This window comes from Jeotgalicoccus coquinae, assembly GCF_014207425.1.
In the GTDB taxonomy this organism is placed as follows: Bacteria; Bacillota; Bacilli; order Staphylococcales; family Salinicoccaceae; genus Jeotgalicoccus; species Jeotgalicoccus coquinae.
This window is the reverse complement of sequence record NZ_JACHFF010000002.1, coordinates 158280-185138: the sequence shown is the minus strand read 5'-3', so window position 1 is coordinate 185138 and position 26859 is coordinate 158280. Positions and strand designations below refer to the sequence as shown.

General features: G+C 41.7%; 29 protein-coding genes. 16 read left to right on the top strand and 13 right to left on the bottom strand.

What is annotated here, in order from left to right:
• Window positions 1–129 precede the first annotated feature (129 nt).
• From HNR41_RS07475 to HNR41_RS07465, 3 genes are all read left to right on the top strand, one after another.
• Entirely contained in the window at window positions 130–837 is a 708-nt protein-coding gene (locus HNR41_RS07475) for a gamma-glutamyl-gamma-aminobutyrate hydrolase family protein (RefSeq protein WP_184283291.1), read from the top strand.
• 74 nt (window positions 838–911) lie between these two features.
• Complete coding sequence (locus HNR41_RS07470; RefSeq protein ID WP_184283289.1) at window positions 912–1625, top strand: gamma-glutamyl-gamma-aminobutyrate hydrolase family protein; 714 nt, start codon at window positions 912–914, stop codon at window positions 1623–1625.
• Between the two features lie 94 nt (window positions 1626–1719).
• Window positions 1720–3390, top strand: a complete 1671-nt coding sequence (locus HNR41_RS07465) for an ABC transporter substrate-binding protein (protein WP_184283287.1) — start codon at window positions 1720–1722, stop codon at window positions 3388–3390.
• Window positions 3391–3428: 38 nt separating this feature from the next.
• Here the strand turns inward: HNR41_RS07465 and HNR41_RS07460 are convergent, their stop codons facing one another.
• Window positions 3429–4109, bottom strand: a complete 681-nt coding sequence (locus HNR41_RS07460; RefSeq protein WP_184283285.1) for a phosphatase PAP2 family protein — start codon at window positions 4107–4109, stop codon at window positions 3429–3431.
• Window positions 4110–4231: 122 nt separating this feature from the next.
• Between HNR41_RS07460 and HNR41_RS07455 the strand changes: the two genes are divergently transcribed.
• Together HNR41_RS07455 and mgtE are read left to right on the top strand one after the other, a co-directional pair.
• The gene (locus HNR41_RS07455; RefSeq protein ID WP_184283283.1) at window positions 4232–4864 is read left to right on the top strand and encodes a helix-turn-helix domain-containing protein; all 633 of its coding nucleotides are present in this window, start codon (window positions 4232–4234) and stop codon (window positions 4862–4864) included.
• 18 nt (window positions 4865–4882) lie between these two features.
• Entirely contained in the window at window positions 4883–6235 is a 1353-nt protein-coding gene (gene mgtE / locus HNR41_RS07450) for a magnesium transporter (protein ID WP_184283281.1), read from the top strand.
• A 31-nt stretch (window positions 6236–6266) separates the two neighbouring features.
• Here mgtE and HNR41_RS07445 read toward each other — a convergent pair whose 3' ends face one another.
• Complete coding sequence (locus HNR41_RS07445) at window positions 6267–7298, bottom strand: S66 family peptidase (protein WP_184283279.1); 1032 nt, start codon at window positions 7296–7298, stop codon at window positions 6267–6269.
• Window positions 7299–7434: 136 nt separating this feature from the next.
• Here HNR41_RS07445 and HNR41_RS07440 point away from each other — a divergent pair, with 136 nt between their 5' ends.
• A complete protein-coding gene (locus tag HNR41_RS07440) occupies window positions 7435–8217 on the top strand; it encodes a hypothetical protein (protein WP_184283277.1) in 783 nt (260 codons plus the stop codon).
• A gap of 97 nt (window positions 8218–8314) precedes the next feature.
• On the opposite strand, the gene HNR41_RS07435 is transcribed toward HNR41_RS07440, so the two are convergent.
• Complete coding sequence (locus HNR41_RS07435) at window positions 8315–9493, bottom strand: diaminopropionate ammonia-lyase (RefSeq protein WP_208454853.1); 1179 nt, start codon at window positions 9491–9493, stop codon at window positions 8315–8317.
• Between the two features lie 104 nt (window positions 9494–9597).
• A complete protein-coding gene (locus HNR41_RS07430) occupies window positions 9598–10170 on the bottom strand; it encodes a thymidine kinase (RefSeq protein WP_184283273.1) in 573 nt (190 codons plus the stop codon).
• A 122-nt stretch (window positions 10171–10292) separates the two neighbouring features.
• Between HNR41_RS07430 and HNR41_RS07425 the strand changes: the two genes are divergently transcribed.
• The 4 genes from HNR41_RS07425 to HNR41_RS07410 all read left to right on the top strand — a co-directional run bounded on the left by HNR41_RS07425 (window position 10293) and on the right by HNR41_RS07410 (window position 13684).
• Window positions 10293–10943, top strand: a complete 651-nt coding sequence (locus tag HNR41_RS07425; protein WP_184283271.1) for a Crp/Fnr family transcriptional regulator — start codon at window positions 10293–10295, stop codon at window positions 10941–10943.
• Between the two features lie 128 nt (window positions 10944–11071).
• The gene (locus tag HNR41_RS07420) at window positions 11072–12925 is read left to right on the top strand and encodes a heavy metal translocating P-type ATPase (protein WP_184283269.1); all 1854 of its coding nucleotides are present in this window, start codon (window positions 11072–11074) and stop codon (window positions 12923–12925) included.
• Between the two features lie 91 nt (window positions 12926–13016).
• Window positions 13017–13238: a heavy-metal-associated domain-containing protein gene (locus HNR41_RS07415; protein WP_184283267.1), complete on the top strand. Its 222-nt coding sequence runs from the start codon at window positions 13017–13019 to the stop codon at window positions 13236–13238.
• A gap of 95 nt (window positions 13239–13333) precedes the next feature.
• Window positions 13334–13684, top strand: coding sequence for a zinc ribbon domain-containing protein YjdM (locus HNR41_RS07410; protein ID WP_184283265.1), 351 nt, complete (start codon window positions 13334–13336; stop codon window positions 13682–13684).
• 46 nt (window positions 13685–13730) lie between these two features.
• Here HNR41_RS07410 and HNR41_RS07405 read toward each other — a convergent pair whose 3' ends face one another.
• From HNR41_RS07405 to HNR41_RS07380, 6 genes are all read right to left on the bottom strand, one after another.
• Window positions 13731–14636 (bottom strand): ABC transporter substrate-binding protein, encoded by a 906-nt coding sequence (locus HNR41_RS07405; RefSeq protein WP_184283263.1) that lies wholly within the window; start codon window positions 14634–14636, stop codon window positions 13731–13733.
• 95 nt (window positions 14637–14731) lie between these two features.
• Window positions 14732–15763, bottom strand: coding sequence for a FecCD family ABC transporter permease (locus tag HNR41_RS07400; protein ID WP_184283261.1), 1032 nt, complete (start codon window positions 15761–15763; stop codon window positions 14732–14734).
• Window positions 15760–16815 carry a FecCD family ABC transporter permease gene (locus tag HNR41_RS07395; protein ID WP_184283259.1) on the bottom strand — a complete coding sequence of 352 codons (1056 nt, stop codon included), beginning with the start codon at window positions 16813–16815 and terminating at the stop codon, window positions 15760–15762. The genes HNR41_RS07400 and HNR41_RS07395 overlap by 4 nt, the downstream gene beginning before the upstream one ends.
• Window positions 16808–17611: an ABC transporter ATP-binding protein gene (locus HNR41_RS07390; RefSeq protein ID WP_184283257.1), complete on the bottom strand. Its 804-nt coding sequence runs from the start codon at window positions 17609–17611 to the stop codon at window positions 16808–16810. The genes HNR41_RS07395 and HNR41_RS07390 overlap by 8 nt, the downstream gene beginning before the upstream one ends.
• A 196-nt stretch (window positions 17612–17807) precedes the next feature.
• A complete protein-coding gene (locus HNR41_RS07385; protein WP_229714979.1) occupies window positions 17808–18524 on the bottom strand; it encodes an SDR family oxidoreductase in 717 nt (238 codons plus the stop codon).
• A 123-nt stretch (window positions 18525–18647) separates the two neighbouring features.
• Window positions 18648–19130 carry a CHAP domain-containing protein gene (locus HNR41_RS07380; protein ID WP_184283253.1) on the bottom strand — a complete coding sequence of 161 codons (483 nt, stop codon included), beginning with the start codon at window positions 19128–19130 and terminating at the stop codon, window positions 18648–18650.
• A 166-nt stretch (window positions 19131–19296) separates the two neighbouring features.
• Between HNR41_RS07380 and HNR41_RS07375 the strand changes: the two genes are divergently transcribed.
• From HNR41_RS07375 to HNR41_RS07355, 5 genes are all read left to right on the top strand, one after another.
• Window positions 19297–20154 carry a fructosamine kinase family protein gene (locus HNR41_RS07375; RefSeq protein WP_184283251.1) on the top strand — a complete coding sequence of 286 codons (858 nt, stop codon included), beginning with the start codon at window positions 19297–19299 and terminating at the stop codon, window positions 20152–20154.
• An 8-nt stretch (window positions 20155–20162) separates the two neighbouring features.
• Complete coding sequence (locus tag HNR41_RS07370; RefSeq protein WP_184283249.1) at window positions 20163–20750, top strand: class I SAM-dependent DNA methyltransferase; 588 nt, start codon at window positions 20163–20165, stop codon at window positions 20748–20750.
• A 26-nt stretch (window positions 20751–20776) separates the two neighbouring features.
• Window positions 20777–21595 carry a sulfite exporter TauE/SafE family protein gene (locus HNR41_RS07365; RefSeq protein WP_184283247.1) on the top strand — a complete coding sequence of 273 codons (819 nt, stop codon included), beginning with the start codon at window positions 20777–20779 and terminating at the stop codon, window positions 21593–21595.
• A 48-nt stretch (window positions 21596–21643) separates the two neighbouring features.
• Window positions 21644–22489 (top strand): DUF368 domain-containing protein, encoded by an 846-nt coding sequence (locus tag HNR41_RS07360; RefSeq protein ID WP_229714962.1) that lies wholly within the window; start codon window positions 21644–21646, stop codon window positions 22487–22489.
• A 174-nt stretch (window positions 22490–22663) separates the two neighbouring features.
• Window positions 22664–23533 (top strand): cation diffusion facilitator family transporter, encoded by an 870-nt coding sequence (locus tag HNR41_RS07355; protein ID WP_184283748.1) that lies wholly within the window; start codon window positions 22664–22666, stop codon window positions 23531–23533.
• A gap of 42 nt (window positions 23534–23575) precedes the next feature.
• On the opposite strand, the gene HNR41_RS07350 is transcribed toward HNR41_RS07355, so the two are convergent.
• Both HNR41_RS07350 and HNR41_RS07345 read right to left on the bottom strand, forming a co-directional pair.
• A complete protein-coding gene (locus HNR41_RS07350; protein ID WP_184283245.1) occupies window positions 23576–23860 on the bottom strand; it encodes a GNAT family N-acetyltransferase in 285 nt (94 codons plus the stop codon).
• 61 nt (window positions 23861–23921) lie between these two features.
• Window positions 23922–24836 carry a LysR family transcriptional regulator gene (locus HNR41_RS07345; RefSeq protein WP_184283243.1) on the bottom strand — a complete coding sequence of 305 codons (915 nt, stop codon included), beginning with the start codon at window positions 24834–24836 and terminating at the stop codon, window positions 23922–23924.
• A gap of 368 nt (window positions 24837–25204) precedes the next feature.
• Here HNR41_RS07345 and HNR41_RS07340 point away from each other — a divergent pair, with 368 nt between their 5' ends.
• The gene (locus tag HNR41_RS07340; RefSeq protein WP_184283241.1) at window positions 25205–26347 is read left to right on the top strand and encodes a globin domain-containing protein; all 1143 of its coding nucleotides are present in this window, start codon (window positions 25205–25207) and stop codon (window positions 26345–26347) included.
• Window positions 26348–26385: 38 nt separating this feature from the next.
• Here the strand turns inward: HNR41_RS07340 and HNR41_RS07335 are convergent, their stop codons facing one another.
• Entirely contained in the window at window positions 26386–26850 is a 465-nt protein-coding gene (locus HNR41_RS07335) for a FixH family protein (RefSeq protein ID WP_184283239.1), read from the bottom strand.
• Between the last annotated feature and the right edge of the window lie 9 nt (window positions 26851–26859).

The following is a 26859-nucleotide window of genomic DNA, read 5'->3' as shown; positions in this document are numbered from 1 at the left end:
CGAATTGGATATGTGCTCTTTTTATCCATAATATTGATCCCGTGATTTTTTGAATTTTTTCATTTAAAATGATTGAACACTGCTAAATTCGGCTATATATAGCTATTGAGATTGCAAAGGAGAATCATTATGAAGCAGCCGCTTATAGGAATTACTACTTTTATCGGTAAAAATAATCAGGAAGTCCCGAAAAGATTTATAGATGTCATCAGTTCAGAACACGGGGTTCCAGTGCTGCTGCCTGAGATTGAAAACGAAGATTTAATTAAAGCACAGGTCGACAATATAGACGCATTGCTGCTGACAGGCGGCGACGATGTCGATCCGGCGTTATACGACCAGGATCCGCATCAGAAACTTGGAAATGTCGAACCTGAACGCGATGAGTATGAATGGAAGCTTATCGATTTTGCTCTGAAAAGAGATATACCAATACTTGGAATCTGCCGCGGTTCACACATGCTGAACATTCACGAAGGCGGTACGATTTACCAGGATATATACAGTCAGATAGAAGATAAAGACCTGATTAAACACCAGAGAAATGACAGTAAAGAACATTTCACTCATAAAGTTATTATTAAAAAAGACAGCAAGATGTATGAGATTGTTAAACAGGAAGAAATATTTACAATCAGCAATCATCATCAGGCAGTGAATGAAGTTGCACCCGGATTCCATGTTGCCGCCAAAACAAATGACGGCATTATAGAAGCGATAGAAAGTACAGAGCATGGTTTTGTTATCGGCCTGCAGTGGCATCCTGAGGAACGTTACCATACAGACGAATCCTCGCAGAATATTATAAAAAGTTTTGTGAAAGCAGCAGGTAAATAACCTGCTGTTTTCTTTTTTTATGTTAAATATTCTGATACCATCTAATGAAAATGTAAATATAAGGAGAAGGGTGTATGAAAAATCCGGTAATTGGAGTAACAACATTTATAAGCAGCGAGGGGCTGAGGCTGCCGGAAAACTACAGCATCGCAATTTCAGGTGAAAAAGGAGTGCCGGTAATACTGGCTAAAGTGGAAGATGAGAAATTAATTAAAAAGCAGATAGAAAATATCGACGGTCTGCTGTTATCCGGCGGAGATGATATTGAACCTGCATTTTTCGGCGAAAGTCCGCATCAGAAAATCGGTCCGATTGAACCGGGACGGGATTTATATGAAATGAAATTAATTAAATATGCGCTTGAAGCAGGCAAACCGATTCTCGGAATCTGCCGCGGTGCACAGATTTTAAACGTACACCTCGGCGGTACTATGTATCAGGATATTTATTCCCAGCACGGCGACAGGACAATAAAGCATAATCAGGATGCCCGGAAAGATTATTTATCGCATAAAGTTACAGTAACAGAGGGCACAAAGCTTCATGAGATAGTCGGGACAACTGAGATCAGAACAAACAGTTTCCACCATCAGGCGAATAAATCTCCGGCTGAAAGTCTGAAGGTATCAGCAGGGACAGAAGACGGCATTATCGAAGCGGTGGAGAGCACAGAACATGACTTTGTCATTGGTGTGCAGTGGCATCCGGAAGGCACTTACTTAGTCGATGAAGCATCCCGGAAAATATTCAAAGCATTTATTAAAGCAGCTTCAGAATTACAACTATAAATTAACTGAATTTTTAAAAATCCATTTGTAATTGCGGTTCCCGAAAGGTATACTCAATTGTAAGCGTATACATACAAAGGGGATGAAAGTATTTATGCAAAAAAAATTGTGGGTTTTAATGCTTTTCACAATGGTTCTCGTACTGGCAGCATGTACCGATGACAGCGATGTGGATGAAGCGGCAGAAGGAGACTCAGCTGCTGACTCCGGCGGAAGGGACCTGGTTATTGGGATGATAAACGAAGCGGTATCACTTGATCCGCACGTGTCCAACGATATTCCGTCAGCACAGCTGCGCACGCAGATTTTCGACACACTTGTCGAACAGAACGTCGATATGGAGTTTGGGGAAGGTCTTGCAACTTCATTCGAACAGGATGGAGATAAATGGACGCTGAATCTTAAAGAAGATGTTACTTTCCATAATGGCTCGGAATTTACAGCGGCAGATGTTGAAGCGACACTTGACCGTGTAATGGACCCGTCAGTCGGTTCATCAGTCGCATTTATGTTTGAGATGATTAACGATATTGAAATTGTAAATGACCATGAAATTGTCCTTACGACAGATTATCCGTTTACACCGCTGCCAAGTCATCTGGCTCACAACACAGCGGGAATTTTAAGTAAGGAAGTAATTGATGAAGATTATCAGAATGCTTTGGATGAAGCCGGTTCTGATGTAACGCTTGAAGAATACTACGAGCTGCGTGAAGAAGGCGGCGAAGAGTTTGAAGCGGTATCTCAGGAAATCGGTTCTCACGTCGGGGCTGTTATTACTGAAAAACCTGACGGTACAGGTCACTTAAAACTTCAGGAACGTATTCCGGGTAACGAAATCGTTCTTGAGAAATTCGAAGAGTTCCACGGCGGCGAGCGTGAGTTCAATACTGTAACGTACCGCGTTATTCCTGAAAACTCAGCACGTCTTGCAGAACTTGAAACAGGCGGTATTGGTATTACGGATAACGTTGATACAGAAGCGATGGACCGCGTACGTGAACACAATGATACAGACATTATCGATCAGGACGGACTGTCGATGACTTATGTAGCATTTAACTACGAGAAAGAGCCGTTTGATGATGAGAATGTCAGAAAAGCAATCTCACATGCAATCGACAGAGAACAGATTATCAGCGGTGTGTTAAATGACCGCGGGATTCATGCGAAGAACCACATTTCTCCATCAGTGTTTGCACATAATGCTGATATGGAAGAAGTGCCATACGATATTGAATTAGCTAAAGAATATATGGCTGATTCAAGTGTTCCGGACGGTTTTGATACAGTCATCTGGACATCTGACTCTGAACAGAACAGAGATATTGCACTGATTATTCAGGAATCACTTAGTGAGCTTGGCATCAATGTTGAAATTGAACAATATGAACACGGTGCATTTTTAGAAATGGCAGATCAGGGTGACCATGATATGTTCATGCTTCAGTGGATTACAGTAACGGGGGATCCAAACTACGGACTGTATCCGATGTTCCACACAGATTCAGTAGGATCGGGTAACCGCTGGAACTATTCCAATCCTGAGCTTGACGGCTATCTTGAAGAAGGACAGAAAACTTCTGAGGAAGGCGAACGTGAAGCAGCATATGCAACAGCACAGGAAATTCTCATGGAAGACCTGCCGATTACGCCGTTATACTACGGTGAACTTGGAATTGGGGTAAACAATACGCTTGTAGAAGGTGTTGAACTTGATCCGGTTGGTATCGTCAGAATTGAAAATGTAACATTCCCAGAATAAGACACAAAGAAAGCACTGCCGTAACCGGCAGTGCTTTTTTATTTGAATAATGACGGACTTTTATCGTGAATATCCTTACTCTTAAGCCACTGATAAAACTTTGGACGGACCAGATGATACAGGCTGAGTGACAGCAGTACTGTTGCTGCACCGAATGAAAACCCTGCAAGTACATCTGTTGGAAAATGTACGCCGAGATAAATTCTGGAACTCATGACAAACAGAATAATTGTGAATGACATAACGGCAATGATAACTTTCTTCCAGATTTTTTGAACCGACATAATAAGTATCAGGCCGAGAATTCCGTAAAAGACAGTGGAAGCGGTTGAATGACCACTTGGGAAACTGTGTGTAGACTCTGCAGCCAGCCTCATGAACTCAGGGCGGTCTCTGCCGATAATCGGTTTCATTACGTGCACGAAAATACCGGGACTGATTAAGATAGTCAAACCGAACCACATCCCTGCCGTATACATCTTTTTAATAAACAATGTAATCGTCACAGCCAGGGTGAGAACGACAATCGCCTCGGTGCCTCCGATATCCGTCAGTACTGAAATTATTGATGCACCCGGCTCAGTCACTGTACTTTGTATTGTCCGGATAAAATACATGTCGAGACTTTCAACCCATTGCCGGCCGGTAACGACGCCTGCTGCAATAAAAATATACAGTAATAAAAATAGTCCGCCAATGATGCTGAATGTTTTTTTCATAATAATCTTCTTTCTTGTTTTAAGTTTTAAAATCAATTAATCCTAATCTAACACTTTGTTGACATTGTGTCACCACTCTAATAATATTTATGATATTGAAGATAATGAAAGAAGAGGCCATTATGAATAACCAGGAAAAACTCCAGCAGTTTATAAAAGATGAAATGAAGCACCGTGAAATGACATTAAGAAGGTTCAGTAAAGTTGTTAATATAGATCATGCAACGCTGTCAAAAATTATGAATGGTAAACGAAAAGCAAATATTAATCATGTTCAAAAATTATCGGACAGTTTATCTGTGGACTTCGATTTTCTTTTAGAGTCTGCCGGGTTTAGAGGTGCAGTGAAGGACGAACTGGAACAGACATGGATTGCTGTACAAAAAGTAGTAAATGATATGACGGATATTGAAGAAAGCATCTCATATAAGCGTGTGAATGAGGAAATATCATATTTTAAAACGTACAGCGGAACAGACGAAGGCAGAGCAAAAATCCGTTCTGAATTTGACGGTAAAATAGAAGAAACATCAGGTGTCGGTAAATATACTGAGCAGCTTAAGATGATGTACCGGTACTTTATAAATGATAAAGGAACTCTGAAGAGTCAGCTTCTCGTGGGTGCTGCGCTTATTTATTTTATAGTTACGACAGACCTGCTTCCTGATTATCTGCTGCCTGTAGGTTTATTGGACGATGCTTTCATAGTTCAGGTTATTTTACAGCGTTTGGAAAATGAAAATATACTGCTTTAGCTAAGGAGACAGAATAAAATGGTTCAAAATTTAAATCAGCTTGTTCATAGTGTTACATACACTCTGCAGCAAAAAGACAGAGCAGCATTTTTTGAGAATATAAAAGATTTACAGAAGTATGATTTAACACACATATTTATAAAACTGTCTTCCCGTGAACAGGAGATATTCCTGGAATTTATTCCAGTTTCTCTGCTTGCGGATGTACTGTCTGAACTGGATGGGGAGAACCGGATTAAAGTAATTAAAATTCTGGATCCGGAGAAAGTATCTCTGGCAGTTACAGAGATGAACAATGATGATCTAGTATCAATGCTTGGTCAGCTGGGAGAAGAAAAATCAGCAGAACTGCTGACATATTTAGATGAAGAGCTTTCTGCGGATATTAAAAATCTTCTGGACTTCCCGCCGGAAACAGCAGGAAGAATAATGAATAACAGAATGGTTTGGATAAACCAGTCCTATACAGTTCGTGAAGCGGTTGATAAATTAAAACAATTTGCCGAACTGGCTGAGTACTTAAACTATCTTCACGTTATTGATGACGATAAAAGACTTGTAGGAGTCGTATCTTACCGTGAGTTACTGCTTGCGGATCTGCATTGGAAAATTGCTGATATCATGCAGACACGGATAGTAAAAGTAGGTGCATTAATGGATCAGGAAGAAGTGGCGAGGATTATTCGGCGTTATGACTTTGTAACGATCCCGGTCGTTGATGACAAGGAGAGGCTGCTCGGTATTGTCACGGTAGATGATATTCTGGATGTCGTGTATCAGGAAGCTGAAGAAGATATTGAGAAGTTCTCTGCATCGGGGAAGGCAATAGATTTTAAGACCAAGCCCGTCATTGCAGCTAAAAGAAGACTTTCATGGCTGATACTTCTCCTGTTTATCGGTATTGTCTCCGGAAGTATTATTGCAAGCTTTGAAGAAACACTTGAGCAGGTAGTTGCACTGGCATTCTTTATGCCGATGGTAGCCGGTATGACGGGTAATACCGGAACCCAGTCACTGGCAGTGGTCATCAGAGGACTGGCTAAAGAAAAGATAGATACAAAACAGGTATTGAGTCTTTTAATGAGAGAGTTAAAGGTAGGTATATACATCGGTCTGACATGCGGACTGCTTATATTCGTCATTGCGTATCTGTGGCAGGGCAGTGCGGTACTGGGAATTGTTATTGGAGTATCATTACTGTGCACTCTGATAATAGGAACACTTGCGGGAACAATCATACCGCTTATTTTAAATCGATTGAACGTTGATCCGGCCGTGGCTTCCGGTCCGTTAATTACAACAATCAATGATATATTATCATTACTGATTTATTTTGGAATTGCGACAGCGTTTTTGTCGTATCTGATGTAAAAAAACTCCGAAGAGATATCTCTTCGGAGTTTTAATTTACTACAGCACTTTCCAGTATTTTAAATGTGAGTTTTTCGGTATCTATTTCTGCCTGAAGACCGTAAGGTACAATAAACTTTGGCTCATTGTGCCCGAAGCTCGCGTTATAAAGTACCGGCAGGTCTATCCTGCCTGCTTCGCTGAGTACAGTACGCAAAACCTCTTTATATTCAGCATAATAAAGGCCGTTGAAAGGGCGTCCGATAACGATACCGTTAGTATGTTCAAATACACCCATAACGGCCATGGCACGTAAATAATCCTCAAATATTTCCGGGTCAAGCGTGCATTCCGATGTTTCAAGAAACAGTAGAGCATCTTTAAAATCATTCAGACCGGGGAAGTATTCTGTGCCGCGGAGGTTATTCAAAACTTCCAGACATCCACCAATCAAATGACCCCGGGCTTTACCGGTGCCATTGATACTTTCATAACCCGGGTTATTATATTTTGGCCGTTCGATATTTTTGTTTTCAAAGTCCCATCTGAGCCCCGCTTCTCTAATAAACGGAGACGTCTGAATTTCACCGATGGGTTCTGTGCTGAACCATGTTTTCTTAACCGCTTCTACTGTGTAATCATCCATGGCAATGTTTTCTGCAAAGTCGGTTAACAGTGCAGGACCGTAACTCGTTGAGATACCGTACTTGTAAAAGAACAGATGATTCGTCGTTGAATCGGAATATCCTGTGAATATTTTCGGGTTATTCTTCAGAGCTTCTGTATCGATAAATGGCAGTATACGGACTGTTTCATTACCGCCTATCGCACAAATAATTGCTTTAACGGACTTGTCCTTCAAGGCACTGTTCAAATCTGCTGCTCTTTTTTCTGGATGATTGTAAATGTAATCAATACCTTTTAAAGCATGGGGCATTACTTTTACCTTAAGACCGAAAACATTCTCCAGTCTTTCGATTCCCTGCTCAGTACGCCATCTAATCTCATCTTCGCCTGCAAGACCGCTGGATAGTGATACAAGTGCCACGGTGTCACCGGACTGCAATTTACGGGGTTTAATCATCTGATCGCCTCCAATGTAATTTCCAACAGTATAACAAAGAAAAAGTAATAAGTTACAAAAAAGATCAGTTTGCTATTCGCAGTGTTAAATTTTATAATTGAATAAATGTTACGTAATTGTGAATGGAGTGAATGGAATGAAAAAAATTAAATTATTATCAGTCTTACTTTTCAGTTCAGTTATACTGACTGCGTGCGGGGATTCGAACCCATTTGATGAGCTGGCTGACGAAATAAACGGTCTGTTCGGCTCAGAAGGTACGGATAATAAAGAAGAGGAAGAACCGGTAGATAATAAAGATAAAGCGGATACTGACACAGAAACAGATAACGGCACTGACTCTGATACATCTGAAAACTCTGAAGAAGCGGAGAAAATCGACTACAGTCATCTAATGAATAAGGGTGAGGCGGTCACACTTGATGAAGGTGTTCATGATGTCGGTAAAGATATCGAACCCGGGAGATATAAAGTTACAGCCGAATCCGGATACGGCAGTATTTATATAACTGATGATGAAGACAGAGGAGTCCTTGGTGAAACAATTGACGGTAAAGATGAACCTGGAGAAGAGAACGTTACTCAGTTTAACGTATTTCTGGACGAAGGTTATATAGTGGAAATAGACTACGTTGAAAGCATGAATTTTGAACCGTATAAAACAGAAAATGTGGATACTATTTATCCCGGCCAATGGGTAGCCGGTGAAGATTTTGATGCGGGGGTTTACGATGTCAGTCTTCCAGAAACTGAAGAAACAGGAACGCTGGAAGTAACAGCACATCCTGATTACAATAAATCCAGACATACTCTAGGCAGTGAGCTGTACGGCGGTATGACTGAATTTACGATGTCATTTGAAGAAGGCGACATAGTGTCGTTAAAATACCTTCCGGAAGTGACACTAACTGAAAGATAAGCAGTACAACAGCGGTATATTATATAATTAAAGGGGTGTAACGATAGTCGTTACACCCCTTTGTTACAATGTTTTTAAAGATAACGCACAGCGTTATTTAATTAGTCTGATTCATAACCTCCCGGTAGTTATCAGGATCTGTGTCACCTTCTGTATTAATCAGCAGAACTTTTGAATCTTTGTTTAATCCCAGCTGAACCTTAACAGAATCTAGTTCGCTGTTTGTCATAATTGCAGACAATATACCGGCAGTTACACTGCCCGATTCTCCGGAAATAATTTTATCGTCACTGCCGGCTGGACGTCCGAGCAGTCTCATTCCTTCTGCACTGATTTCGTCGCTGCAGCTGATAAATGCATCTGCTGCATCTTTTAAAATGCTCCAGCCCTGTGTGCTTGGTTCTCCGCACGATAATCCTGCCATCATCGTTTCAAGATCACCGCCTACTGCCCGGGGATTCCCGCTTTTATCTTCTGCAGATTTATATAAACACGCGGCATTATCAGGTTCGACGATGATAATTTTAATATCGCTGCTGTCCATTGTCCGGATTAACGATGCTGCGATTGAACCGGCAAATGAACCGACGCCCGCCTGTAAAAATACATGAGTCAGTTTATTGTAATTACTTTTCAGCTGCTGTTTAATTTCTGAAACAATTGCAGAGTAGCCCTGCATAATTTTAAGGGGGATATCTTCATAACCTTCCCAAGCTGTGTCCTGCATGACAGGCCAGTTATTTTCTTCTGCAGTTTTGCTGGCATAACGCACTGTATCGTCGTAATTCATATCTGTGACAATAACTTTACCGCCAAGTTTTTCGATTGCATCTACACGGGCTCTGCTCGTGTTTTTAGGCATATATACAACTGCGCGCTGATTGAGGAGCTGTGCTGCCCAAGCAATACCTTTACCGTGGTTGCCGTCGGTCGCAGTAACAAATGTTTCAGGAACTTTATCCGTGAGCTGTTTAACAAGTTCGTCAAAAGTAGAAAATTCGATGCTGTGACGTTCTTTCAGGTATGCTGCTGCGGAATAAATACCGCCCAGTCCTTTGAATGCGTTTAAACCAAAACGGTATGACTCGTCTTTAACATACACATCACCGATATTAATACTTTTGCCGAGACTGCTTAACTGACGGAGCGGTGTTTCTTTATAGCCCGGTACGGTTTTTTGGAAAGATGATACGTCTTTCAGCACTTCTTCACTGAAATGATTAAACATCGGGTTGTCAAACGCTGCTGCTTTAAAATTATTGGCTGTAATCTTCATAAATATCCTCCTCATATCAAATAAGAGTTTCACGGGAAACATTTACATTTAAAAAAACACAGAAACCGTAAATAATTTCTGTGTTTATGATTTATATAATTTTACTATACCAGTTCAAGTCGTTCTTTATAACATTTGCGGCATACCGGTACGTACTCTTCGTCACCAATTTGAATCGATTCCCCGACATTAATCGGAACACCATTACGGAGTCTCATATTAAGCGTCGCTTTCTTATTACAATACTGACAGACTGTTTTCAGCTCATCGATGGCATCTGCGAGTTCCAGTAAAATACGGCTGCCTTCAAACAGTTCATTTCTGAAGTCGGTCTTTAAGCCGAAAGCAATAACGGGAATACCAAGAAGGTCCGGAATATCGCTCAGGTTATGAATATCTTTCTTCGATAAAAACTGCGCTTCATCGACAAGAACCACATATACTTCTTCTTTTGCATGTTCTTCTTTTACTCTGTTAAAAATATCGTCTGTTATATATTCAGCATCAAGTTCCAGACCAACTCTGGACTTTATTTTTTTATGTCCGCTTCTCGAATCAATCGGCGTTGTAAATGCCAGGCAGCGTTTCCCCTGGGTCGTATATTGATGGTGAGTTGTGATTATCTGATTGCTTTTGTTACTTTGCATTGTACCGTAGCGGTAATAAAGTTTTGCCATACGTATCCCCAATCTTCTCTTAATCAGCATCAATTTTAACATGAATTGTACATTTAGATATTGTTAATTTTCTCATGATATAATTAAATCAATCAGATTAATCACTTTGGAGGAGACATGATATGGGATTACAGGGGCATGAACGGTGCGTCAGCAGAGTTCCGATTTTCAGTCATCTTGAAATGGACGAACTGGAAGAAGTATTTCAGAGAATTAATCATCAGCACATGAAAAAAGGGGAATTTCTATTTATGGCCGGTGATCGTTCATCTTCTTTGTATGTCATACATAAAGGCAAAGTACGGGTATACCGGTTGAATGACAATGGCGAGGAACAGCTGATCAGAGTACTGGCTCACAGCGATTTTACCGGAGAGCTGTCGTTGTTCAGTGATGATAAAGAGAGCAAGTCCTATGCCGAAGTCCTTGAAGACGCACAAATCTGCCGTATTAACAGGGAGGATATATACGGACTGATGCAGAAGTATCCGGATATCAGCATTAAAATAATCGAGAGCTTTGCCGAACGCCTGAACGATTCGGAATTACTGACGACGAACATTTCATTGTTAAACAGCAAAGAAAAACTGATTGAGTATATCAGAACTCATACAAAAGGTGATCAGATGGTCCTGACAATGACTAAAAAGAACCTCGCTTCGTATTTAAGCATGCAGCCGGAAACGCTGACGAGAACATTTAATAAGCTTGAGGATGAAGGTTACGTCAGAAAAATTAATAATAAAACATACGATATTCTAAAATTAAAATGATTTTGTTAAAAGGTTCCCTGAAAAGGGAGCCTTTTTCTATTTTCTTGATCCCGGTCAATTTTTAATAATAAGAAAGGCTGTAGCATTATAAGTGAAGATGCACAGGAAAAAAAGAAAGGAGATTTACAATGATAAGGTTCATATTTAAAAACGAAAGTAAAATAACTCTTATTGCATTTATGTTAATCGCATCCGGTCTTATTTTAAGATTCTCTGAACTGACTTCAGCCGGGAATATTGCATTGATTGCAGCAACGATAATTGCAATGGTGCCTATAGGTATCAAGGCTTATCAGGCCATTATCATGAAGCTGTTCAGCATAGAGATGCTGGTATCTATCGCCGTTATAGGAGCGTTACTTATCGGAGAATATGTTGAATCATCAGTCGTTACTTTTCTGTTCCTGTTTGGTGGCTATTTGGAAGCGAGAACACTTGAAAAAACACGATCTTCAATTAAAGAACTGACGGATATGGCACCGCAGGAAGCGAGCTTAATATTGGAAGACGGCAGCCGGACAATCATCGATGCAGACGATGTTGAAATCGGCGACAGAATTGCAGTACTTCCAGGCGGAATGATTCCGGTGGACGGTAAAGTACTGAGTGGAGACGCGGAAGTTAATGAAGCGGCAGTCAGCGGTGAATCGGTGCCGGTATTAAAAATGAACGGCAGCCGGGTATTCAGCGGAACAATTTTAGATTCAGGATATTTGGAAATTGAAGCAGAAAAAGTAGGAGACGATACGACGTTCTCTAAAATTATTGAACTGGTGGAAGAAGCTCAGGATACAAAATCCAACGCAGAACGTTTCCTCGACAGATTTGCACAGTATTACACACCGGGAGTTTTAGTACTCTCTATTATCGTCTGGGCAATTACCCGAGATCTCCACCTGGCAATTACATTCCTTGTTATCGCCTGTCCGGGAGCACTCGTTATCGGGGCGCCGGTATCAAATGTTGCAGGTATCGGAAACGGTGCGAAAAACGGATCTCTTATAAAAGGCGGAGAAGTTATCGAGAAGCTGTCAAAAGTCGATACACTCGTTTTCGACAAGACAGGTACATTGACGAAAGGGCGTCCGGAAGTAACGGACTTCAAAGTGTTTACAGGAGAAAAAATGGAACTTGCCGGTCTGATTGGTAAACTCGAAACGGCATCTGAACATCATCTCGGCAGAGCAGTGACAGAGTATGCAGAGAAAATTGCAGATTTCAGAGCTTATACCATGAACAGCACGAAGGGTGTAAAAGGGCGCGGAATTGAAGGGGAAATTAATAATCACACGATTATTGCAGGAAACAGAAAGATGATGATCGAAAACGGTATCGAGATTTCCGAAAGTATCGAAGCCTACGCGCTTGAACGTGAAAAAAAAGGAAACACAGCAATATTTGCTGCGGTGGACTCAGAAGTTTCAGCCGTTATATCCATTGCCGATAAGATTCGCGATGACGCTGAAGAAGCACTTAAAACGATGAGGAATAACGGCATTAAACATATCGTTATGCTGACAGGTGATAACCGTCACACAGCAGCGGCAGTGGCAGAAGAACTCGGTATTGATGAAGTTCATGCAGAGCTCCTTCCTGAGGATAAAGTAACGCATGTAAAACGCCTGAAAGCCAAGGGCAGAATGATCTCAATGGCCGGGGACGGAATCAACGATGCACCTGCAATCGCCACAGCAGATGTTGGACTCGCTATGGGTAAGGGCGGTACAGATATCTCGATGGAGACTGCAGATATCGTACTGATGGCAGACAGACTCAGCCAGTATGCGCATGCATTATCACTGGCGAAAGGTACAATGCGGAACATGAAACAGAACATCATTATTGCTCTCGTTACAGTAGTGATACTTCTAGTCGGCGTACTGATGGGCGGAGTCAACCTCGCAATAGGGATGTTCGCTCATGAAGCGAGTGTACTGATAGTAATACTGAACGCAATGAGGTTAATAAAATTTAAACCGTAAAAATTGATGAAGATCAATTTTTGAAACGATGAACTCATATATAATTAAGATAGAAAGTAAGAGGAAACCAAAAATACAGGAGGGATATATTATGAATAAAGTAATTATGCAGCTTGAAACATTGAGCTGTCCGACATGTATTAAGAAAATAGAAGGCGCACTTTTAAAAACAGAAGGTGTTGAATCAGCGAAGCTGATGTTTAACGCAAGTAAAGCTAAAGCAGAATACGATCCTGATAAAGTCACTGCGGCTGAATTAAAGAGTGTCGTTGAAAAGCTGGGATACGAAGTGCTGAAAGTAAAAGAAGCATAATAGCTAAACCGGCCGGGATTCATAAATGGATTCCGGCTTTTCTTTATAAAAATATATGGTATCTTTGAATTAATACAGTGATATGGAGGATTATAATGACAACATCATTACCAAATTGTCCGAGCTGCAATTCGGAATACACTTATGAGGACGGCCCTCTGTTAATTTGTCCGATGTGTGCACATGAGTGGACACGAGAATCTGCCGAAGAAGAGGCACAGGCTGCACTTGTAAAGGATTCAAACGGCAACGTCTTAAACGACGGAGATAATGTTACAGTAATTAAAGATTTAAAAATCAAAGGTTCTTCGAATGTCATCAAGCAGGGTACGAAAGTAAAAGGTATCCGTCTTGTCGATCCGGAAGACGGTCATGATATTGACTGTAAAATACCGGGTGTCGGGCAGATGAGCCTGAAGTCCGAATTTGTGAAAAAGATAGACTAAATAACAAGGCCCGGTAATTCATATGGATTACCGGGCCGTATTATTGTTATTTCATTAAACCTTCACCGTAAATTTCAAGAAGGTATTCAAGTGTTGTCGGATCGCTGTAGCTGGTTGCAGCAGTATCGATTTCAATGACATTGCCATTTTTAACAGCAGGAATTGACTGCCATACTTCACTTTCAGTAAATGACATATCCGTATCTTCACCGCGGCTTAAAACGATGTAGTCTCCGGCATACTCAGCGAGTACTTCCTGTGAGATTTCATAGTAGCCGTCAGCGGACACTGCTTCTTCAACATTTCCGGTCATTTTTAAATCCATTGCCTGGTATAAAATCTCTGTTCCGCGCCCCCATGCTTCACCAAACAGGTAAAATCCTTTACCGTCAGTTTCGATTACACTGACGGTCGTATCTTCGCCGTGCTTCTCTTTAATCTGACTGCCGATATCGGCAGCTCGTTTTTCAAAGTCTTCTGCCCATTCGCGTGCTTCGTCTTCTTTGCCGACGAGCTTGCCGATTTCAATCTGCTGTTCGAGATAGTTCAGCTTGCCCCATGTGTAGGTCACAGTCGGTGCAATCTTCTCAAGTTCTTCAAGGTTTTCCATATTCGCGCCTGCAATAATTAGATCAGGATCTTCTGCTAAAATGCTTTCCGGTTCTGCTTCAGTCACTTCGGCAGTATCTGCAAGGTCTTCTTCAAATAACGGGCTTCCTTTAGTCCACTGGTCCACACCGGCCATTTCGATATCAAGCGAGTGAAGATTTGGTGCATAAGCTAAAGCAACGATACGTTCAGGGTTTACAGGAACTTCGACCGGACCGAATTCTGATTCATATGTAACGGTACCTTCGGGATCGGCTGATTCATCTGATGTCTCTTCCGCACCGCAGGCTGCAAGCAGTGCAGATAATGACAGTGCAATTGTAAAGCTTAAAAATTTCTTCATATTTATTCTCCTTTTATCAGCTAATTGAGATGCATTCTCAATGCCTGTTTATTATATAATCCGGTCCGTTAAGACCGGATTAGAAATGCTGTAAATTAATCATTTAATTTTGCTAAAAGATACAGGAAGTACGGTGCACCGATTATAGCGACAACCACTCCGGTAGGTATTTCAGCGGGCTGAAGTATAACGCGTCCCAGAGTGTCCGCCGTTAAGACGAGCACTGCACCGATAAGTGCGCATATCGGAATGACGTACTTATGTTTGCTGCCGACAAGTCTTCGCGTCATATGCGGAGCGATTAAACCGACAAAGCCGATACCGCCGCTGACGGAAACACTTGCTGCTGCCAGTCCGACTGCTGCTGCGAGAAGAATTCTGCGTTCTTTCTCCAGGTTCATTCCAAGACTGACTGCGGTATGGTCCCCGAGATTCATTACGTCAAGCACCCGGGATTTCATATACACAAAAGGAATCAGAATAACGAGCCATGGCAGAAGAGCCAGAACGAAGTTCCAATTGGAACCCCAAATGCTCCCTGCAAGCCAGGTAGCGACGAAGTCATATGTTTTAGGATCGAGTTTCAATGTCAGCACAATCATAAGAGCGCTGATACCTGCAGCAACCGCAACTCCGACCAGTATTAACCGGATAGGCGATACACCTTCATCTTTTTTATAAGAGAAAGCATAGATGACAATGGCCGCAGCGCCTGCACCGGCAAAAGCAAGAATCGGCATAATAAATACTGAATTGCCGAGCTCGGTTGAGAAATATGATACAAAGAGCATGACTGCAAGACCTGCACCGGCATTGATACCGATAATTCCGGGGTCTGCCAGCGGATTTTTAACGATGCCCTGCAGGACTGCACCTGATACTGCAAGTCCCATACCAATCAGAACGGCAATAGTAATTCTCGGGAGACGGAACTCAAAGAGCAGCAGCTCATCACGAGGTTCACCGTGGCCGAATATAGTTTTTATAACAGTAACCGGATCAATGCGTATAACACCGGTATTTAAACTGACCAGAAATAAAACAATCAGCAGCACGATAAAAATACAGGCAATGATTGTTGCGCGGCGCTGTTTCCCGGCAAGACCGGGCGGTTTATACTGATTCATATTTCTTTACCTCCTTTACGTGCAAGGTACAGGAAGAAAGGAACTCCGATTAATGAAATCAGTGCACCGATGGGTATTTCAAAAGGTGCGTTCAGTGTCCGGGCCAGGAGGTCGGCAACAACGACCAGAACAGCACCGACAACAGCGCTGACCGGGATAATCCAGCGGTAGTCATAGCCGACAATTTTACGCGTCAGGTGCGGCACGATTAAGCCGACAAAGCTGACGGCGCCGACGACTGATACTGCAAGTCCGGCAAGCACAACGACAACACCTGCACTGATAAGTTTAGTTTTAACGGTACGTTCACCGAGACTGACTGCCACCTCTTCACCAAGACTTAAAATAGTAATGGATTTTGAAATGCGCATTGCAATGAACAGCATAATAATAACGACAGGTGTTATTATCGCGAGATGGCTCCACCGTGTGCTGGATACACCGCCTGCGTACCAGAAGGCCATATCCTGACCGACATTAAAATAAAGGGCAATACCTTCACTCAAAGCTGTTAGGAGCGCCGTAACAGCAGCTCCTGCCAGAACAAGGCGAATCGGTGTTAAACCGTTTCTGCTCATCGATCCGATACCGTAAACGATAGCTGCACCAAGTGCCGCTCCAAAAAACGACAGCAGTACAACGTAGACATACGGCAGTCCCGGGAAAAAGCTGAAGCTGATAGCGAGCATCATAACTGCTCCGGCATTCAGCCCGAGCAGTCCTGAGTCAGCAAGAGGATTCCGCGTCATACCCTGCATCAGAGCACCGGCAACACTGAATGCTGCACCTACGATTGCCGCTCCGATAATGCGGGGTAATCTGAGTTCCCATATTATCTGGTGCTGGGTAACAGCCTCATCAAAGTGAAACAGCGCATTCCATATCGTGGATAAATTGATATCCGCCGCACCGAGAGAGATGGAAACTGCAAATGCACAGAGAAGAAAAACTATCCCGCCTGAGATGATAAACGTTCCACGCACAGGCTTCGCAGTATTTTTAACTGCCCTGACCTGTTCTTTTTCAGATAGTGTTGAATTAAATTTACTCATTATCTTTACCCTGACTGCTTATATGATAAGAGGTGAAAATCGGATGCCCGCTGTATGGACACTGCTGCATATCGGCTTCGATATTAAACAGCGTTCTTAAGTTATCCGGCGTCATCACGTCATCCGGCGTACCTTCAGTAATCAGATCGCCGTCTTTCATCGCTATCATGTAGTCGGAAAAGCGTGATGCCAGATTTAAATCATGAAGTACCATAATAATTGTTCGGTGCTCCTCGATATTCAGTTTTTGAAGCAGCAGCAGAATATCGAGCTGATGAGCGAGGTCGAGATACGTCGTCGGTTCATCCAGTACCAGTGTTTCTGTGCCTTGTGCAAGAGACATTGCAATCCACACGCGCTGACGCTGACCGCCTGACATATCGCTGATCTGACGGTCTGCAAAATCTTCGAGACCAGTTACTTCGATTGCCCAGTTAATATACTTATAGTCTTCTTTGCTGAGAGAACCCAGTGCTTTTCTGTAAGGGAAGCGGCCGTATGATACGAGTTCAAATACAGTCAGCCCGCCCGGAGATTCTGCAGTCTGCGGCAAAATAGCCATCTGCTTTGCAATTTCACGCGTGTCCAGTGTATTTATCGCTTTGCCGTCGAGGAGAATCGTTCCTGATTCAGCTTTTAATATACGGGAAACTGTTTTTATTAAAGTTGATTTACCGCAGCCGTTCGGACCGATAATTGTAGTTATTTTATTTTTAGGTATAGTGACGCTTAAATTATTGATTACCGAACGATTATGATAGCCAACTGCTATATTATTTATTTCAAGTGCGTTCAACACAGTCACCTCTCATCTATATGATTCTTCCAAGTCATTGAGAATCATTATCACTCTGAAAGTTTATGCCAATAATATACTAATGTCAATAAAATATATATAAAGAGAAAAATTGTAAATGAAGAAGCGGAGTATGTAAAACAAAAAATCCGATGCATATTGCCCCGGATTTAAAAGTATAAAAATATTGATTTAATTAGAATGGAGAAGTCCATCCGCCATCAACTGGAAGTACAACACCGTTAATGAAGCTTGAATCTTCAGAAGCTAAAAATAATGCAGCTTGAGCAATCTCTTCAGGTTCACCAATACTTGGTATAATGCCCTGTACAGCCTGCAGACGCTCCATGCCAAGTTCACTCGGATTTTTAATGCCGGAGGAAATATTCGTTGCGACAGCACCGGGTGCAATACCATTTACTTTAATGTTTTTCTTCGCATACATGTATGCAGTATTTTTAGTTAAACCGACTACCGCATGTTTTGAAGCACCGTATGTCGCACCGGCGTGAGCGCCGCTGATACCGCCTGTTGAAATAGTATTAATGATGACACCTGCTTTATCGTTATCAATCCAGTAGTTCACAGCCTTACGCATAGCGCGCATTACACCTTTAGTGTTGATATCAAAAATACGATCCCAGTCTTCATCTTTAATTTCTCCGACAGGTTCGAAGTTATCCATAACACCGGCGTTATTAACGAGGATATCCAATTCACCGTATTCGCTGACAGTGTCTTCAATCATTTTTTTCACTGCATCGCCTTCAGCTACGTTCACGCTCATAGGAATTGCCTGACCATTTGCTTCAGTGATTTCTTTAACAACTGCTTTTGCACCTTCGAAGTTGTAATCTGCAACAACGACTTTCGCGCCTTCTTGTGCGTATAACTTCGCAATGGATTTACCCATTCCTGAAGCAGCACCTGTTACTATCGCAACTTTATTTTCAAGTTTAGCCAAATGAAACACTCCTCTTATAATTGTATTTTACAACTACATTATATAATGAGAAATCGAAATAGTGAAATGATATTACTCTCTGTCAGCGTGTTTATTTACTTTAGGATGAATGTATTTATAGTCGGCAGCTTCTTCTGTTGTAATTGTTCGTTCTGAAACTTCATATGATTCAAGAAAATTCATTTCCGATACATCAAATGAACCGTCATCATTAACGGATTCGATATAAGCAACGTGTCCAATTTCACCCCGGTCAGTCTGCATCAATGCACCTGCTTCAGGAATATCATTTACAACATAACCGTCTTCGTCAGCACGTTCTGCCCAGTACTCTGCATCGCCCCACGAGCGTTCAATCATCATTCCGTCTTCTTTAACCTTATCGAATACATAGTACGTACATTCTCCCTGATCATATGTATTATTTTCCATAGGATCAGGAGTCAGCAATATTTTAAGTTCTTCTATTAAACCGTTTTCAATTTTACTGTCTGCGTAGACCAAACTGAAAACTGCAGCGGTGATAATAATAACGGCAAGTATAATCCGTTTCATAAATAGTATCCTTTCTCCGGTGTAACGAACAGCGTTACGAAATAACTATATGCGTTACAAACCTTGTACTGTAAAGCTTTGACTGTAATTCTGATATTCCAGTGTTTCATATATATTCTAAAGGAAATATAGAGAAGTATAAAGATATAAGAAAGGAGAATGAACGATGAATGAAAAATGGTCAGCCCGGTTACCGGTGGAAAACATTAATAATATAGTGCCTGTCGACGGCGGGGATGTGAATGATGCATACCGTATTGAAACTGATAAAGGATTATACTTTCTGCTTGTTCAGCCCGGACGTGATGAAGATTTTTATGCCGCAGAAATATCCGGCCTGAAAGATTTCGAACAGGCAGGTATAACAGTACCCCGTGTTAAAGACCATGGCCAGATTTCGGGTGAAGCGTATCTGCTGCTGGATTTCCTGGAAGAAGGGCGAGGGAGTCAGAAAGATCTTGGAGAACTGGTGGCAAAACTTCATCTGACGCATCAGCGGGACGGAAAATATGGTTACAATCTGCCGTATGAAGGCAGTGATATTACATTCAGTAACGGCTGGTTTAATTCATGGAGTGAAATTTTCGTCGATCAGCGTCTGTCGAAGCTGCATGATGAAATCGTCAGCAGGAGTTTATGGGATAAGTCTGATAATGAAATGTATCTCGAAGTCCTGGAAATAATTAAAGAGGAACTTAAAAAGCATAGAAGTGAACCGTCCCTGCTGCATGGTGATCTCTGGTTCGGCAACTATATGTTTCTTGACGATGGCAGACCGGCGCTGTTTGATCCGTCACCGCTCTACGGAGACCGTGAATTCGATTTAGGAGCAACGCAGGTATTTGGGGGTTTCGACAGTGAATTTTACGAAGCATACAATAATATCTACCCATTGGCAGCAGGTGCTGAACGCCGTATAGATTTTTACAAGCTGTATTTGCTGCTTGTTCATCTGGTGAAGTTTGGAGAGATGTATCTCGGCAGTGTAAGTAGTACAATGAGGAACATAATAAGTAAAAGATAGGAGATTATATGGCTGAAAATATATTTAACAGAATGGCAAAAAAGTATGACAATGAACAGAGAATTGAACTGGCTCATACAGTAGCGGCAGAAATGAGAAAATATTTACCTGCTGATTCCAATAAAACATTATTAGATTACGGCTGCGGGACCGGCCTCATTGGTCTTCAGTTTACCGATAATTTTAAACACCTGATTTTCAGTGATATCTCTGAAGGCATGATGGAAGTTGTTGGAGAAAAGATTGAAGAGGGCAACATTAGAAATGCTGAAACAAGAGCTGTGGATGAACTGAATGAAGGTGAAGCCGATATTATTATCGTATCGCTTGTGATGATTCATGTTCCTGAATATAAAGAACTGATTAAACAGCTCTATACGTTATTAAGTGAATCGGGTCAGCTGTTTATCGCTGATTTTGATAAGAACGATACGGTTTACCATGAGAAAGTCCATAACGGCTTTTCGCATGATGAAATGCACTCAGCATTAATCGATGCAGGTTTTAAAACTGCTGATATTAAGACGTTTTACCACGGAGAGAATATTTTTATGAACAAAGATGCTTCGATGTTTATCGCATCGGCAGTAAAATAATTTAACTATAAGAGGGGTGGATGCCTATGGAGTTCATACTGCTTGCAGTAACCGGTATGATTGCAGCGATAGTCGGCTCACTGATCGGGCTCGGTGGCGGTATAGTCATTGTTCCGGTTCTTATATTCTTAGGGGCGGAGCTTAATCTGCTGGAAGGCATTACGCCGCAGATTGCTGTCGGGACATCGAGTCTTGTGCTGGTGTTTATCGGCTTATCGTCAGTTATTTCTTATAATAAGAACAAACAGGTCGACTGGAAGAATGGAAAGTATTTACTCTTTGGTATAATTCCGGGAGCAATGCTTGGTTCATATACAAGCAGTCTGTTTACGGTCGACAGTCTGAAGCTGTACTTCGGTCTGTTTATCATTCTGGTCAGTTTTATACTGCTCGTGCGGGATAAAATCAAACCGCTTAAAGTATTTCAGAATGAAAAATATATCAGACCGCATACAGACGGCACGGAGGAAGTACATTACTACGGTTTTCCGCCATACATAGGAGTTATCGGAAGTCTCTTTGCGGGATTTGCTGCAGGACTGTTCGGAGTCGGGGGCGGTGCCTTAATGACACCGATGATGATTATTTTATTTTTAATGCCCGCGTCAATCGCGGTCGGTACGAGTATGTTCTTAGTGTTATTCGGCAGCATCTCGTCTGCGACAGGACATCTGATCCAGGGGAATGTTCATTTCCTGTATGCACTGATACTGATTCCGGCAGCGTACCTCGGAGCCAAATTTGGTGTGAAACTGAACAGGAGGCTCGATTCCAATACTGTTGTTTTCATATTAAGAATGGTTCTTCTATTACTCGGCATATATATGATTATTGACAGCTGGTAAAATGTGATAAAATGTACAGAGCAAATTACAAAGAATGGAACTGAATATATGTTTAAGTGGAAGAATCTGCCGAAAGGTTTTTTAATGGGAATTGTCGAACTGATTCCCGGTGTCAGCAGCGGTACTATGGCGCTGCTGCTTGGTATTTACGACCAGCTTCTCGGAGCAATCAGTCATGTTGTCTCGAAGCATTATAAAAATGCAATTATATTCCTTGTACCTTTAGTAGCGGGAATGGCAGCAGCGATTATCACGATGTCATCTGTAATCGATTATATGCTGCAGAATCATATGATTCCGACACACTGGTTCTTTATGGGAATGGTGCTCGGGGTTATACCAATGATGGTTAGAATTTCCAACGTTAAAGTGGAATTCAGAGCTGCACATTATATTTTAATTGCGGCAGGTATACTGCTGCTCTTTGTAATGTCACTCTTCAGCGCTGAAGCGCCTGACCTGAACAGCGTAGGTATGAGTATGGGCGACCTGATCAAGTACTTCTTCAGCGGCATGCTTGCAGCATCAATAATGCTGCTGCCGGGTATATCCGGCTCACTGGTACTGCTGATTATCGGAGTATATCCGGTTGTTATTTTTGCGATTAAAGAATTTACATCACTGAACTTCGATGTGCTGCCGATTCTTATCTCAACAGGACTTGGAATTGTAGCGGGTGTCCTGCTTGCCAGTCGTGCGATTTCATACCTGTTAAGAAATTATACATACTTAATGTACGCAGCAATTATCGGTCTGCTGTTAGGCTCTGTATTTGCTATATATCCCGGCTTTCCGATAACTGCGATTGGCTGGATAATATCAGTGATTGTGTTTGCCGCAGGGATTGCAATCAGCTGCACACTTGGAAAATATAATAATAACGCGGATGTGTAAAACACCGCGTTATTTTTTTTATGCAGAGAAAAGGGATTCCGCAAGACTAAAGTTTAGGACAGTCTAAAAATTTATTTCATGTAATAGAAACTCTTGTGAAAGAGTCAAAAGCTGTTGAAAATAATTGGATTACAGTGCATAATTAATCTCCACTTACTTTTAGGAGCTGTCATGATGGGTAATATAAATAATTTAAAACTTGCCCAGCGGGGCGCTTACTTAAGTATCATTACGTATATCATTCTATCTATAGTAAAATTTTATTTCGGTATACACTACGATTCAGCGGCAGTGCGTGCTGATGCATTAAATAATATGACGGATATATTTGCTTCGGCTGCGGTGCTGATTGGCTTAAAGATTTCCATCAGACCGCCGGATGACAATCATCCGTACGGACATTTAAAATCCGAAAACATTGCTTCACTGCTCGTATCTTTCATCATTATATTTGTCGGGATTCAGGTGCTGATTGAAAATATACCGGCAATTTTCTCACCGGCTGTATCGACACCGAATCCAATTGTCATTTATATAAGTATTGCCGGCGGACTTGTGATGCTTGTGGTGTACTTTATTAATTCGAAGCTGGCAAAGAGAACAAACAGCAGCTCGCTTAAATCCGCGGCTATGGATAATCTTTCAGACAGTATGATCAGTCTGGGTACAGCAGCAGGGCTTGTGCTCACACAACTCGGCCTGCCGATCGCGGATGTTATTATCGCATCGATACTGGGTGTACTGATTATATTTACCGGTTTTAAAATATTAAAAGATGCGGTATTCGCATTGAGCGACGGCTATAATGATGCCGATTTAATAGACCATAAGGAAGACGTACTTGAAGTCGAAGGCGTGCTTGATGTTAAATCTATCAAAGGACGCTACCATGGCAGCAGTATCTTTTTGGACGTCACGATTATTGTAAATCCGGACATTTCAATTACCGAAGCCCACCATATATGCGACAGTGTGGAAGAACACATGCACGGTAAAGGAATTATGTCCCTGTATGTGCATCCGGAACCAATGCTCGACGAATAAAATAATCCCTTTAAGACCTATACAGTCCTAAAGGGATTGTTTTTATGCTTCTCTGAAAATAACATCTTTATACTTATCGTTGTATTCGTCAAAACGTTTAGCAACGAACGGGCATTTACCGATTAATCTCAAATCGTTTTCGCGGGCATAGTCGGCAGCTGCATCGAGCAGCACGTCACCGTAACCTTCACCGCGGAGTTCCTCTTTAACTACGACGCTGTCTATAACAAGTTTATTCTTATCATCCGGCAGATATGTTAATTCACCATCCGGGTTCTGCGCATCATTTCCGAAATAAAACTTGTTTGTCCCATGCTTAATATCCATGTAAGAACACCTCCGTAATTTTTCATTAATAGTACTATACCCGTCAGCAGATTTTTAACACTTAAATCAGGTTGTAACTTTCGATAGTTTTAACCAGCTCTTTAAGATAAAGCTTTGCAACTCTGCTGAGCCGGGCTTTGTTGTTCGTTACCGTACCGACTTTAATTTCATCGTTTACATCCAGCGGCACCGGAATAATGTCGGTGCCGTTTAACTCCTCGCTTAAAATACCGCTTGATATCGTATAACCGTTTAAGCCGATCATGCAGTTGAATATCGTCGCTCTGTCACTGACCAGAATATTTTTCGGGCTGTGCAGAGTGCTCAGTATCTCTTCGGAGAAATAGAAGGAGCTGTGCTCTCCCTGATCAAATGACAATCTTGGATAGGGCTCAAGGTCTTCAAGCGTTACTTTGTCTTTTTGTGCGAGCGGATTTGTTTTGCTGATAAATACGTGCGGTTTTGCTGTAAACAGCAGTTCAAAATTCAGATGATTTTCTTTTAACAGCTGAGTCAGTATTTTTTCATTGAAATTGTTCATATACATAACGCCGATTTCACTCTTTAAGTTTTTCACATCATCGATAATTTCATATGTGCGGGTTTCACGCAGCGAGAACTGGTATTTATCTCCCCCGTGAAGTCTGATCATTCGAACCATCGCATCAACGGAAAATGAATAGTGCTGGGTCGATACCGACAGCAGCTGTTCCTGATACGGCATATCAAGATATTTATTCTCCAGCAGCTCGACCTGTTCTGTAATCTGACGTGCGTAACTCAGAAACTCTGCGCCGTCCGGACTCAGCACGATACCGGTTGATGTACGCTTTAAAATGGTAATGCCCATTTCACGTTCCAGCTCTTTAATCGCTTTAGACAGAGTCGGCTGGGATATATATAAATTCTTCGCTGCTTCGTTAATGGAGCCGCTGTTGACGACGGCAATTAAATATTTTAACTGTTGAAGTGTCATGATATTCTCCTTTGACTATAGTTAAAAGTTATAACGGATATTGAATTTAATTAGTTAGTCTATATCTTACAGCCGTGATAGTATTTAAACAATTATTTAAAGAGATGGAGTGGTAAATACATATGGCTAAAGAGATGTACAGAGCAGACCACGCAGGGAGTTTATTAAGACATGAAAGAAACAGCCGCAGCAAAATTTTCCAAGACGTGAATCTTACTCCGATTTACGTCTTGTTTCTATACTTTTAAGAGATTGTCAAAAAACATTCATATCTTTGTGAAAATTTTAACAATGAGGGCGCGTTCGGTTGAGATAAGTGGATAAGTATTAGATAATGTAATAAATACAACATATTAGGAGTGTTTTATATGGTCAATAAGGAAGAAGTCGAAATTATTCACAGTACAATTCCACTTTTACAAGATAAAGGTGTCGAGATTACTTCGAAATTCTACAAGAGAATGTTTGAAAATCATCCTGAGCTGCGCAACATGTTTAACCAGCCAAACCATAAACAGGGTCTGCAGTCTACTGCACTTGCAACTGCGGTACTTGCAGCTGCACAGCACATTGAGGACTTAACGCCTATCGTACCGGTAGTAATGCCGATTGCCCACAAACACTGCGGACTTGAAGTGCTGCCTGAGCACTATCCGATTGTAGGAGAAAATCTGCTTGCTGCTATTCAGGACGTTACAGGACTGAAAGCAGATGATCCGATTATTCAGACCTGGGGTAAAGCATACGGTGAGATTGCAGATGCATTTATCGGAATTGAAAAAGATATCTATGCAGGCTTGGCATGGGAAAGCTTCAAGCCGTTTGAAGTTATCGGTGTCCGTGAAGAAACAGGAATTATTAAATCATTCACAGTTAAATCTGATGAAATTACAGATATTCCGTACTCTGCAGGACAGTACATTACAGTTGATGTGCAGGTTCCCGGACTGCCTTACAGAGCAAAACGCCACTACTCAATCGTTGATGTTCAGGACGGCAAGCTGACTTTCGCGGTAAGAAAAGAAGACCTTAACGGTAACCGCGGTGAAGTATCAACTTACCTTCATGAAAAAATTAATACAGGAGACACGATAAACTTATCTGCGCCGGTTGGTGTATTCGGAATCGAAAATGCTGAAAACCCTCAGTTATTCATCGGTTCGGGTATCGGTGTAACGCCGTTATTCCCAATGTACCGCCAGACAGCCGGAGCGAATGCTGATGCACAGTTTATCCAGGTATCAGACGATGCGGATAACATTGCATTTGAAGTTGAACTGAAAAATATTGCCGAATCGGAAAATGCAGAGCTGCACACTCACCTGAGAGACAAAGAAGGATATCTTATGAGTGATGAGCTGCAGAAATTCCTTAAAGACGAGCAGGAAATTTACGTCTGCGGCGGTGTGACTTTCATTCAGTCAATCGTTAAAGAATTAAGTAAAGCAGGCGTTGATAAAGGACGCGTTCACTACGAAATCTTTATCCCGCGCTTAAGTACAGCAGTCTAATCAATAAAAAAGGCATCCGCTCCGGGCGGATGCCTTTTTTAATGGTGACTGTGGGAATGAACTTCTCCGTCATTCCGGAACTCCTGAAGAAATACTTCTTCGAACATATCAAGTTCCCCTACAGTAAAATACTTAGTCGGTATCGCATCGATATTATCACTCTTAATATGTGCGGTGACCAGATACAGTCCATCCCGGGGAATCTTTAATTCAGCAGTATATTTTCCGTCAGCTTCATGAGAAACATCGTACTCTTCATTCCATACCTCAGCTTCTTTTGCCGCTCTCATCAACAGAGTAATATCAGCATTATCCACAGGTTTACCGTCTTCCAAAACATGAATTGTCAGCCGTTCGGCTTCCCCCGGGCTGTCGATGCTTTCAGTATCTATAACGATATCAGTCTGAGGAATATCGTTATACTTATTATGAGTTTCACTGCTGAGGATACTGCAGCCGCAAAGGAAAAGAACGGAAGCGGTTAATAATAAATGTTTATACATGCCATCTCT

Excerpts from the sequence above, each read along its gene's own strand:
- HNR41_RS07475 (WP_184283291.1), top strand. The coding sequence starts at position 130 with ATGAAGCAGCCGCTTATAGGAATTACTACTTTTATCGGTAAAAATAAT.
- HNR41_RS07470 (WP_184283289.1), top strand. The coding sequence starts at position 912 with ATGAAAAATCCGGTAATTGGAGTAACAACATTTATAAGCAGCGAGGGG.
- HNR41_RS07465 (WP_184283287.1), top strand. The coding sequence starts at position 1,720 with ATGCAAAAAAAATTGTGGGTTTTAATGCTTTTCACAATGGTTCTCGTA.
- HNR41_RS07460 (WP_184283285.1), bottom strand. The coding sequence starts at position 4,109 with ATGAAAAAAACATTCAGCATCATTGGCGGACTATTTTTATTACTGTAT.
- HNR41_RS07455 (WP_184283283.1), top strand. The coding sequence starts at position 4,232 with ATGAATAACCAGGAAAAACTCCAGCAGTTTATAAAAGATGAAATGAAG.
- mgtE (WP_184283281.1), top strand. The coding sequence starts at position 4,883 with ATGGTTCAAAATTTAAATCAGCTTGTTCATAGTGTTACATACACTCTG.
- HNR41_RS07445 (WP_184283279.1), bottom strand. The coding sequence starts at position 7,298 with ATGATTAAACCCCGTAAATTGCAGTCCGGTGACACCGTGGCACTTGTA.
- HNR41_RS07440 (WP_184283277.1), top strand. The coding sequence starts at position 7,435 with ATGAAAAAAATTAAATTATTATCAGTCTTACTTTTCAGTTCAGTTATA.
- HNR41_RS07435 (WP_208454853.1), bottom strand. The coding sequence starts at position 9,493 with ATGAAGATTACAGCCAATAATTTTAAAGCAGCAGCGTTTGACAACCCG.
- HNR41_RS07430 (WP_184283273.1), bottom strand. The coding sequence starts at position 10,170 with ATGGCAAAACTTTATTACCGCTACGGTACAATGCAAAGTAACAAAAGC.
- HNR41_RS07425 (WP_184283271.1), top strand. The coding sequence starts at position 10,293 with ATGGGATTACAGGGGCATGAACGGTGCGTCAGCAGAGTTCCGATTTTC.
- HNR41_RS07420 (WP_184283269.1), top strand. The coding sequence starts at position 11,072 with ATGATAAGGTTCATATTTAAAAACGAAAGTAAAATAACTCTTATTGCA.
- HNR41_RS07415 (WP_184283267.1), top strand. The coding sequence starts at position 13,017 with ATGAATAAAGTAATTATGCAGCTTGAAACATTGAGCTGTCCGACATGT.
- HNR41_RS07410 (WP_184283265.1), top strand. The coding sequence starts at position 13,334 with ATGACAACATCATTACCAAATTGTCCGAGCTGCAATTCGGAATACACT.
- HNR41_RS07405 (WP_184283263.1), bottom strand. The coding sequence starts at position 14,636 with ATGAAGAAATTTTTAAGCTTTACAATTGCACTGTCATTATCTGCACTG.
- HNR41_RS07400 (WP_184283261.1), bottom strand. The coding sequence starts at position 15,763 with ATGAATCAGTATAAACCGCCCGGTCTTGCCGGGAAACAGCGCCGCGCA.
- HNR41_RS07395 (WP_184283259.1), bottom strand. The coding sequence starts at position 16,815 with ATGAGTAAATTTAATTCAACACTATCTGAAAAAGAACAGGTCAGGGCA.
- HNR41_RS07385 (WP_229714979.1), bottom strand. The coding sequence starts at position 18,524 with ATGGGTAAATCCATTGCGAAGTTATACGCACAAGAAGGCGCGAAAGTC.
- HNR41_RS07380 (WP_184283253.1), bottom strand. The coding sequence starts at position 19,130 with ATGAAACGGATTATACTTGCCGTTATTATTATCACCGCTGCAGTTTTC.
- HNR41_RS07375 (WP_184283251.1), top strand. The coding sequence starts at position 19,297 with ATGAATGAAAAATGGTCAGCCCGGTTACCGGTGGAAAACATTAATAAT.
- HNR41_RS07370 (WP_184283249.1), top strand. The coding sequence starts at position 20,163 with ATGGCTGAAAATATATTTAACAGAATGGCAAAAAAGTATGACAATGAA.
- HNR41_RS07365 (WP_184283247.1), top strand. The coding sequence starts at position 20,777 with ATGGAGTTCATACTGCTTGCAGTAACCGGTATGATTGCAGCGATAGTC.
- HNR41_RS07360 (WP_229714962.1), top strand. The coding sequence starts at position 21,644 with ATGTTTAAGTGGAAGAATCTGCCGAAAGGTTTTTTAATGGGAATTGTC.
- HNR41_RS07355 (WP_184283748.1), top strand. The coding sequence starts at position 22,664 with ATGGGTAATATAAATAATTTAAAACTTGCCCAGCGGGGCGCTTACTTA.
- HNR41_RS07350 (WP_184283245.1), bottom strand. The coding sequence starts at position 23,860 with ATGGATATTAAGCATGGGACAAACAAGTTTTATTTCGGAAATGATGCG.
- HNR41_RS07345 (WP_184283243.1), bottom strand. The coding sequence starts at position 24,836 with ATGACACTTCAACAGTTAAAATATTTAATTGCCGTCGTCAACAGCGGC.
- HNR41_RS07340 (WP_184283241.1), top strand. The coding sequence starts at position 25,205 with ATGGTCAATAAGGAAGAAGTCGAAATTATTCACAGTACAATTCCACTT.
- HNR41_RS07335 (WP_184283239.1), bottom strand. The coding sequence starts at position 26,850 with ATGTATAAACATTTATTATTAACCGCTTCCGTTCTTTTCCTTTGCGGC.